This is a genomic window from Bacillus sp. LR_5 (genome assembly GCF_042709275.1).
Genome location: NZ_JAVAXX010000254.1, coordinates 1 through 9,153 on the forward strand (window position 1 = coordinate 1; position 9,153 = coordinate 9,153).

The following is a 9,153-nucleotide window of genomic DNA, read 5'->3' on the forward strand; positions in this document are numbered from 1 at the left end:
GGCATCAAAACAAGTTAGCCTTTTTGTATCAGTACTGTCGCCTGAGCCGCTATTCCTTCCGCCCGGCCTGTAAATCCAAGCTTTTCTGTCGTTGTTGCTTTTACATTTACTTGAGAAACTTCTGCCTCAAGGCCTTCAGCAATTCTTTTTCTCATATCTTCTATGTACGGCAGCATCTTCGGCTTTTGCGCTATGATGGTGCAATCAATGTTCCCAAGGACATACCCCTTCTGTTTCACGATTCCCCAGACATGCTGAAGTAATTTGAAAGAATCTGCGTCCTTGAACTCGGGATCTGTGTCAGGAAAATGCTTGCCGATGTCTCCTTCACCCACAGCTCCCAGGCAGGCGTCAGCGACAGTATGCAGCAATACGTCTGCATCAGAATGGCCAAGCAGCCCTTTTTCGTACGGGATTTCAATTCCGCCAATAATGAGAGGACGGCCCTCCACTAATTGATGCACATCAAATCCTTGTCCAATTCTAAACATGTTTATTCCCACTTTCTGATTCCATGATAGCTTCAGCTGACGTCAAATCGTCTGGCGTCGTCAGCTTAATATTTGTATAGCTGCCTTCTACAACACGGACCGAACCGCCCTCCATCTGTTCAACGAGGCTGGCGTCATCCGTCCCTAAAAATCCCTTGCGCTCGGCCTCAGCGTGAGCCTTCATCAATAAAGAAAGACGAAAAGCTTGTGGCGTTTGGACAGCCCACAAGCTTGAACGTTCAATCGTCTCACTGACTTGTAAATCTTGAACGCGTTTAATCGTATCTTTTACCGGAACAGCAAGGATGGCCGCTCCTGTCTGTTCCGCCTCTGCGATCAGTTCGTCAATTTGTTCATGTTTTATAAATGGGCGGGCACCGTCATGTACAAGGACAATCTTTTCCTGCTTTACGGCTTTCAGCCCCTTATACACACTGTGCTGACGCTCATCTCCGCCTGCAACAAGCTCAATTGAAGTTTGAAACGGGTAATCGGACAGCAATTGCTGAAAGTGCTCCCGCTCCTGCTCGTTAATCACCAAAATGATTTTATCGCACTGCCGGTGACTGTCAAACACTCTTAACGTGTGTATGATCACCGGGTCTCCCTTCAGCTCAATGAACAGTTTATTTCTCCCTGCCTTCATCCGCTTTCCCTGTCCGGCTGCAGGAATCACCACATCATAACTCATTGTTTTTTCTCCCTTTACAGCGCCTTCTCCAACAGCTTAGGCTTCGCAAAAATCATTCGTCCCGCTGCTGTCTGCAGCACACTTGTGACGAGTACATCAATATGCTTGCCGATATAATTCCGTCCTTCTTCAACGACAATCATCGTACCGTCATCCAAGTAGGCAACTCCCTGATTATGCTCTTTCCCGTCCTTAATGACCTGAACATTCATTTCCTCGCCAGGAAGCACAACAGGCTTGACCGCATTGGCAAGGTCATTAATGTTTAATACTGCTACCTTCTGAAGCTCGCACACTTTATTTAAATTAAAATCATTCGTCACAACGACCCCGGATGTCAGCTTAGCAAGTTTGACGAGCTTGCTGTCAACCTCCTGAATATCTTCAAAGTCGCCTTCGTAAATTTCAACTTCAATGTCTAATTCTTTCTGAATGCGGTTCAGGATATCAAGACCGCGGCGTCCTCTGTTTCGTTTTAAAACATCTGAAGAGTCTGCAATATGCTGCAATTCCTCAAGGACAAACTGCGGAATCACGATAACTCCCTCTAAAAAACCAGTCTGACAAATATCTGCTATTCTCCCATCAATAATAACACTAGTGTCCAAAATTTTCAGCTTCTTGTCTTGAACCTCATGTTCTTCATCAGCTGTTCCTTTTTTCTTTTGCATTCTGGCGGAAATGGAAAACAGGCTGATCAATTCATCCTTTTTCTTAAAGCCCACCTGGAAGCCGAGATAACCGAGGAAGAAAGCCAAAAATACAGGAATTATTGTGCTGAATATGCGGTAAGGTATATTGTCTAAAGGAATAACATTTACGATAAGATAAGCAATTATAAGTCCAAAAACTAAGCCAAGACTTCCAAATAACAAATCTGGAACCGGCGCTTTTAACAATGAATCCTCTATCCACTTCACCCAGTTCACAACGTATTCTGTACCCCATATACTGATGAGAAAAAAGATAATTGCTCCTATTGCCGCAGACGTATATGCGTTTGTTATTAAAGGTATGTCCTGTATATTTAACAGTACAAACAATTCAGGTATCAAAAATATACCAACAACGCCGCCAAAAATAATGAAGAACGCCTGAACTATTCGTTTTAACATACCCCCACCTCCTTTTTTAACATTTTAATTTCACAAAGTCTTATGCATCCTACGAATATCAGAATAAACAAAAACCAACATTAATATACCCGTATTCATAAGGTTTTAACCGAAATCACAGTTGTCTGTCTAAATAATGCTTCTCTTGCAGGCGTTTTAATCCTTTTTTGATTTTTTGGGCTCGTACTTCACCGATTCCCTCTACTTCATCTAATTCTTCTGCACTCGCCTCAATAATCCTTGGCAGGACTCCAAATGCTTCTACAACATTTTCAACAATCGGCATCGGAAGACGCGGTATCTTATTTAACAGCCTGTATCCTCTCGGCAATACATAATCATCAAGATTAGTAGAAGCAGGGTAACCGAGAAGCTTATACACAATGGAATCATCCAGCAGATCATAACTGGACATATCCTGCAGCTCCTTCAAGAGAACAAACGGATCTTTAATCTTTTCTTTTACATAGTCCTTAATAAATAAAGCGGCCTCTTCTTCCATATCCGTAATCAATTCAATGACTTGCAGTTTGATCAGATGCCCTTCTGTCCCCAGCTCTTTGATATACATATTAATTTCGTTTTTGATTCTCAGTACCATTTCATAACGATGCATGACAGACAAGACATCACTGAAGGTAACAAGTTCCTCAAACTCTAACGCGTTCAGTGCATTAATCGTTTTATCGAGGATTGTCTTATATTTTTCAAGTGTTTGAATGGCTTGGTTCGCCTTGGTTAAAATAAATCCTATGTCTTTTAGTGTATACTTCATGTTTTCCTGATATAACGTTATGACATTTCTTCTTTCAGAAATAGCGATTACAAGACAGCCAGTTTGCTTAGCTACTCTTTCGGCAGTTCTGTGCCGCATTCCTGTTTCTGATGAAGAAATTGTGGCATCCGGCATCAGCTGAGTATTCGCGTAGAGGATCTTTTGACCAGAATCACTTAAAATGATCGCTCCATCCATTTTAGCCAGCTCATATAAATGCGCCGGAGAAAAAGCCGTGTTTATGTGAAAGCCGCCGTCCACCACTTCTTTTACTTTATCATTATATCCAACAACAATCAGACCGCCTGTATTTGCTCTCAAGACGTTTTCCATCCCCGCTCTGAGCGGTGTACCCGGAGCAACAAACTGCAATATAGATGACAGGTCTAACTCGTGTTTCGCCCCTTTTTTCTCTTTTTCCATCTATTATCCTCCTAATGAAGTACGAAGCGCTTCTGCAATATTTGCTACTCCGATAACCTCAATCCCTTTTGGTTTTGTCCATCCATCCAGATTTGCCGCGGGTATGATCATGCGTTTAAAACCAAGCTTTGCCGCTTCTTTCACACGCTGTTCAATTCTTGAAACCCGCCGGACTTCTCCGGTTAATCCCACTTCTCCAATAAAACAATCTGCAGGATTTGGAGGTGTGTCTCTAAAGCTTGATGCGATACTAATCGCAATGGCAAGATCAATTGCCGGTTCATCAAGCTTAACGCCGCCAGCCACTTTCAAATAAGCATCCTGATTTTGCAGCAGCAGTCCAACTCTTTTTTCTAACACAGCCATTAACAGAGAGACCCTGTTATGGTCTATTCCCGTTGCCATACGCCTTGGGTTGCCAAAGCTTGTTGGCGAGATGAGCGCCTGAATTTCAACGAGAATCGGTCTAGTGCCCTCCATAGAGGCAGTGATACTCGAGCCTGCGGAACCAGCAGAGCGTTCTTCTAAGAAAATTTCCGAAGGATTCAAAACCTCAGTGAGCCCCTCTTCCCGCATTTCGAAAATGCCCATTTCGTTTGTAGATCCGAAACGGTTTTTTACAGCCCGCAAAATACGGAAAGTATGGTGGCGTTCTCCTTCAAAATATAAAACAGTGTCAACCATATGCTCCAACAGTCTTGGACCTGCAATAGACCCTTCTTTCGTTACGTGCCCTACGATAAAAATCGGAATACCTTTTGTTTTTGCAATTTTCATCAGCTCAGCGGTACATTCTCTGACCTGTGACACACTGCCTGGAGCCGATGTAATATCGCTTTGGTAAACCGTTTGAATAGAGTCAACAACGACAAACGCTGGATTCATCTCTTGTATAGCAGACGAAATATACTCCATATCGGTTTCAGATAAAACATGCAGTGACGGATTATTAATGCCGAGACGGTCTGCTCGCAGCTTCGTTTGCTTTACAGATTCTTCTCCCGAAATATACAGGACACTGTTTGATGAGCCTGATAATTGAGCGGAAACCTGCAGTAATAGCGTTGACTTTCCGATACCAGGATCACCGCCAATTAAAACGAGGGAGCCTTTAACGACACCTCCGCCGAGTACTCTGTTAAACTCGCCAAGCTGGGTTTTGACGCGGGGTTCTTCTGATGTTTCGATTGATGTAATAGGTGAAGGTTTCTGTACAGTTTGAACAGAATGAGAAAAAGCCGCTCTCCGATTGGCCGGTGCTTTTTTAATCATTTCTTCCACCATTGTATTCCAAGCACCGCAGCCCGGACATTTCCCCATCCATTTTGGAGACTCGTAGCCGCAGGATTGGCAGATGAATTTCGATTTTGTTTTAGCCATATATAGTGTAAGACCTCTCCCTTGTTCTATTTCTTGATATGAAAGTGAGGCATACACTTACATGCTGTATGCCTCATTTCCGTCTTCTATATTAATTCGTTTTAGCAGTCGTTTTTACGACAAATTCGCCATCTTCTACATCAAGAACAATATGCTGTCCTTTATGAATATTTCCTCTGAGGAGTTCTTCAGATAAACGATCCTCGACATGTTTTTGGATCGCTCTTCTTAACGGACGGGCACCGTATTCCAGGTCAACGCCCTCTTCCGCGACTTTCGCTTTTGCAGCATCTGTCAATTCGATAGAAAGATCTTGTTCTTTCAGGCGTTTCGTTAATTGATCAGACATTAATGACACAATTTCAGTAAGATGTTTTTTCTCAAGTGAATGGAAGACAATGATTTCATCAATACGGTTGATGAACTCAGGTCTGAACGCTCGTTTCAATTCACCCATCACTTTATCTTTCATGTCTTTATGATTTTGAGTTTCATCCTGAACGTTAAAGCCGACATATTTATTGCGTTTCAGCTCACTTGCTCCGACGTTTGATGTCATGATCAGAATGGTATTGCGGAAATCGACTGTGCGTCCTTTAGAATCAGTCAATCGCCCGTCTTCAAGAACTTGCAGAAGGATATTGAAGACATCAGGGTGCGCTTTCTCGATCTCATCAAGAAGCACGACAGAGTAAGGTTTTCTTCTGACTTTCTCTGTCAATTGACCGCCTTCATCATATCCCACATATCCCGGAGGTGAACCAACAAGTCTTGAAGTTGAGTGTTTTTCCATGTATTCAGACATGTCAATTCTGATCATGGATTCTTCATCGCCAAAAATGGATTCAGCAAGTGCTCGTGCAAGTTCTGTTTTACCTACACCTGTAGGGCCTAAGAAAATGAATGAGCCGATTGGGCGTTTAGGATCTTTCAACCCTGCTCTCGCACGTCTGACGGCTTTTGCAACAGCTACAACTGCCTCATCCTGGCCGATGACGCGGGAATGAAGAATGTTTTCCATATTGAGAAGCTTATCAGTTTCAGTTTGGGCGATTTTAGATACAGGCACACCGGTCCAGCTGGATACAACCATCGCAATATCATCCACAGTAACCTCTGAGTTTTCCTGCCCTTGCTTCTCTTTCCATGATTTCTTCGTATCCTCTACTTGCTCGCGCAGGCGTTGTTCAGTATCACGCAAGGAAGCAGCTTTTTCAAACTCTTGGCTTTGCACTGCCGCATCCTTCTCTTTACGAACCTCATCAAGCTTCTGCTCAAGCTCTTTTAAGTTAGGAGGCGTTGTAAATGAGCGCAGTCTCACCTTTGAACCTGCTTCATCGATCAAGTCAATTGCTTTATCCGGAAGGAAGCGGTCAGAAATATATCTGTCAGAAAGCTTAACCGCAGCTTCAATGGCATCATCAGTGATAGAAACGCGGTGGTGGGCTTCGTATCTGTCACGCAGACCTTGTAAAATTTGAATACTTTCATCTACAGATGGCTGATCAACCTGAATCGGCTGAAAACGGCGTTCCAGTGCTGCATCTTTTTCAATATATTTACGGTACTCATCAAGAGTCGTTGCACCAATACATTGGAGTTCGCCGCGAGCAAGTGAAGGTTTTAAAATATTAGATGCATCAATAGCACCTTCTGCTCCGCCTGCCCCGATTAATGTATGGAGCTCATCGATGAATAGAATGATATTTCCTGCCTGGCGAATTTCATCCATGACCTTCTTCAGGCGATCCTCAAATTCTCCGCGGTATTTTGTGCCGGCAACAACTGTTCCCATGTCTAATGTCATCACACGTTTATCACGCAAAATTTCGGGTACTTCATTATTGATAATTTGCTGTGCCAAACCTTCTGCGATAGCAGTTTTACCTACACCTGGTTCCCCAATGAGAACAGGGTTGTTTTTCGTTCTGCGGCTTAACACTTCAATGACACGCTGGATCTCCTTGCTTCTGCCGATTACAGGGTCAAGGCTGTCTTCCTTCGCAATAGCAGTTAAATCTCTTGCCAAGCTGTCAAGCGTAGGCGTATTCGCATTGCTGTTTGTTCCTGCCGCTGATGATCCTGTTTCATTACTTCCTAGAAGCTGGAGCACCTGCTGTCTTGCTTTATTTAAGCTGACACCGAGATTATTCAAAACTCTCGCAGCAACACCTTCTCCTTCACGAATCAGTCCAAGAAGAATATGTTCTGTTCCAACATAAGAATGACCGAGTTTTCTTGCCTCATCCATTGAAAGCTCAATGACTTTTTTAGCTCTAGGAGTATAATGAATCGTTTGAGACATTTCCTGCCCGCGCCCGATCAAACTTTCTACTTCTTTCTGAATTTTATCTGAACCGAGTCCAAGCGCTTGAAGAGCTTTAGCAGCAATGCCCTCTCCTTCTCTTACCAGTCCTAATAAAATATGCTCAGTGCCAATGTTATTATGACCTAACCGAAGTGCTTCTTCCTGTGCTAGCGCCAGTACTTTTTGAGCTCGTTCTGTAAATCTTCCAAACATCATATCGATTCATCCTCCTGTCGTTTCCCATTCATTTCTAAGTGAAGCCGTTCTCTGATGAGAGCCGCTCTTCGAATGTCCCTTTCGTTCGGACGCAAAGCGCCTCCCGAGTATTGCTGTAAAAATCCTGGCTGCGTCAAAATCATAAGTTCGTTAAGTATGTTGCTTGAAAGTCCTTTTATAATGCCTAGGTCTATGCCTAACCGAACATCTGAAAGGCACTTTGCAGTTTCTTTCGATTCTATCATCCGGCAATTAGACAAGACCCCATAAGACCGATATACCCGATCCTCAAGTTCGATTTTAGAAGTTTGATAAATCGCTTCTCGGGCAGATCGTTCTTGTTCAATCAACTGAGCAGCAACACTGTTAAGATCCTCTACAATATCCTGCTCTGACTTACCAAGCGTGATCTGATTTGAAATTTGAAAGATATTCCCTACTGCTTCGCTGCCTTCCCCATAAATTCCTCTAACAACTAAGCCTAATTGATTAATTGCCGGTATAATTCGATTTATTTGCCTAGTTAAAACCAGTGCCGGCAGATGCATCATGACCGAAGCCCTTAAACCTGTACCTACGTTTGTAGGACAGCTGGTTAAGTATCCTCTTTGCTCATTGAATGCATAATCAACTTTTTCTTCAATCCAGTCGTCGACCTGGTTTGCGGCTTTCATTGCTTCTAAAAGCTGAAATCCAGGGAAAAGACACTGAATTCTAATATGGTCCTCTTCATTTAGCATGACGCTTACTTCCTCATTTTCAGAAAGCAAACAGCCGCCAAAAGGAGACTCTGTCAGATTAGGACTGATTAGATGTTTTTCAACAAGTACACGCTTTTCTAAAGGCTGTGCATCATTCATTCTAATCAAAACAAATTTGCCGATTCCGGGAATTTCTTGCTCTGAAAACTGATCTTCAAATTGCTGTATGATGGATGAGGCTTCTTCATTGGAATACCGCGTAGGGAACCGAATATGCTCAAAGTTCCTTGCTAAACGTATGCGGCTGCTGAGTACAATGTCACTTTCAGGTCCTTTCTGCTTCATCCAACTGCTTAGTGCGTCCTGAATAAAATGCTTTAGCGACATTACTCCTGTTCCTCCTCACTATCTGTACTTTTGAGTGATTGTTCTAATGAACGAATTTGATCTCTTACATGAGCTGCATTTTCAAATTCTTCTTGATGGATTAAGGATTCTAATTCCTTTTTTAGCATATCAATCTGCCGTCTGACATGAAGATTGCCGCCTATTCGTTTCGGTATCTTACCTGCATGCACAGTGTTTCCGCTGTGCACTTTACGTAGGATTGGTGTAATGTTGCTATGAAATGTTTTGTAACATTCAGAACATCCAAAACGGCCAATTTTTCTGAATTGCTGAAAAGTCATTCCGCATTTCGGACAAGCAGATATTTGCTCCGAGTGACTGAACATTTGAGTTCCTGCATTTTGAAATGAAGAATCCATGTTCAGTAAACCCGAAAGTAAATTATGAATAGAGAAACCCTGGTTTGCACTTATACCATATGAATCACTATTTTCTTTGGCACATTGTTCACAAATATGAACTTCTATTTTTTCTCCGTTAACAACCTTTGTAAAGTGAAAAGTGGCTGGTCTCTCGTGGCACTCTTGACAAATCAATCTTTTCACCCGCTTATTTTAATTTTAAAGAAGTCAGCATTGCCTTCATCATTCTCGCTCTTAATTCATCACGTTCAGGCAAGTCAATGTGTAAAACTGAGCGGTCCAT

General features: G+C 42.7%; 8 protein-coding genes and 1 pseudogene. All 9 read right to left on the reverse strand.

Annotation, left to right across the window (positions count from 1 at the left end):
• Positions 1-14: 14 nt before the first annotated feature.
• Positions 15-491 carry a 2-C-methyl-D-erythritol 2,4-cyclodiphosphate synthase gene (gene ispF / locus RAC86_RS30350; protein ID WP_014475594.1) on the reverse strand — a complete coding sequence of 159 codons (477 nt, stop codon included), beginning with the start codon at positions 489-491 and terminating at the stop codon, positions 15-17.
• A complete protein-coding gene (gene ispD, locus RAC86_RS30355; RefSeq protein ID WP_003235019.1) occupies positions 484-1,182 on the reverse strand; it encodes a 2-C-methyl-D-erythritol 4-phosphate cytidylyltransferase in 699 nt (232 codons plus the stop codon). Before ispD ends, ispF begins: the two co-directional genes overlap by 8 nt.
• Positions 1,183-1,196: 14 nt before the next feature.
• The gene (locus tag RAC86_RS30360) at positions 1,197-2,297 is read right to left on the reverse strand and encodes a PIN/TRAM domain-containing protein (RefSeq protein WP_003235014.1); all 1,101 of its coding nucleotides are present in this window, start codon (positions 2,295-2,297) and stop codon (positions 1,197-1,199) included.
• Between the two features lie 115 nt (positions 2,298-2,412).
• Entirely contained in the window at positions 2,413-3,495 is a 1,083-nt protein-coding gene (gene disA / locus RAC86_RS30365; protein WP_003225736.1) for a DNA integrity scanning diadenylate cyclase DisA, read from the reverse strand.
• Positions 3,496-3,498: 3 nt separating this feature from the next.
• A complete protein-coding gene (gene radA / locus RAC86_RS30370) occupies positions 3,499-4,875 on the reverse strand; it encodes a DNA repair protein RadA (protein ID WP_029727024.1) in 1,377 nt (458 codons plus the stop codon).
• A 91-nt stretch (positions 4,876-4,966) separates the two neighbouring features.
• Complete coding sequence (clpC, locus tag RAC86_RS30375; protein WP_014475592.1) at positions 4,967-7,399, reverse strand: ATP-dependent protease ATP-binding subunit ClpC; 2,433 nt, start codon at positions 7,397-7,399, stop codon at positions 4,967-4,969.
• Positions 7,396-8,487 carry a protein-arginine kinase McsB gene (gene mcsB / locus RAC86_RS30380; protein WP_003235007.1) on the reverse strand — a complete coding sequence of 364 codons (1,092 nt, stop codon included), beginning with the start codon at positions 8,485-8,487 and terminating at the stop codon, positions 7,396-7,398. Before mcsB ends, clpC begins: the two co-directional genes overlap by 4 nt.
• Positions 8,487-9,044, reverse strand: a complete 558-nt coding sequence (gene mcsA, locus RAC86_RS30385; RefSeq protein WP_015252993.1) for a protein-arginine kinase activator protein McsA — start codon at positions 9,042-9,044, stop codon at positions 8,487-8,489. Before mcsA ends, mcsB begins: the two co-directional genes overlap by 1 nt.
• A 13-nt stretch (positions 9,045-9,057) precedes the next feature.
• Positions 9,058-9,153, reverse strand: a pseudogene (locus RAC86_RS30390) (CtsR family transcriptional regulator); the annotation flags it as partial.

What these genes read in the sequence shown, in the direction of transcription:
- ispF (WP_014475594.1), bottom strand. Translation starts at nt 491, where the DNA reads ATGTTTAGAATTGGACAAGGATTTGATGTGCATCAATTAGTGGAGGGC.
- ispD (WP_003235019.1), bottom strand. Translation starts at nt 1,182, where the DNA reads ATGAGTTATGATGTGGTGATTCCTGCAGCCGGACAGGGAAAGCGGATG.
- RAC86_RS30360 (WP_003235014.1), bottom strand. Translation starts at nt 2,297, where the DNA reads ATGTTAAAACGAATAGTTCAGGCGTTCTTCATTATTTTTGGCGGCGTT.
- disA (WP_003225736.1), bottom strand. Translation starts at nt 3,495, where the DNA reads ATGGAAAAAGAGAAAAAAGGGGCGAAACACGAGTTAGACCTGTCATCT.
- radA (WP_029727024.1), bottom strand. Translation starts at nt 4,875, where the DNA reads ATGGCTAAAACAAAATCGAAATTCATCTGCCAATCCTGCGGCTACGAG.
- clpC (WP_014475592.1), bottom strand. Translation starts at nt 7,399, where the DNA reads ATGATGTTTGGAAGATTTACAGAACGAGCTCAAAAAGTACTGGCGCTA.
- mcsB (WP_003235007.1), bottom strand. Translation starts at nt 8,487, where the DNA reads ATGTCGCTAAAGCATTTTATTCAGGACGCACTAAGCAGTTGGATGAAG.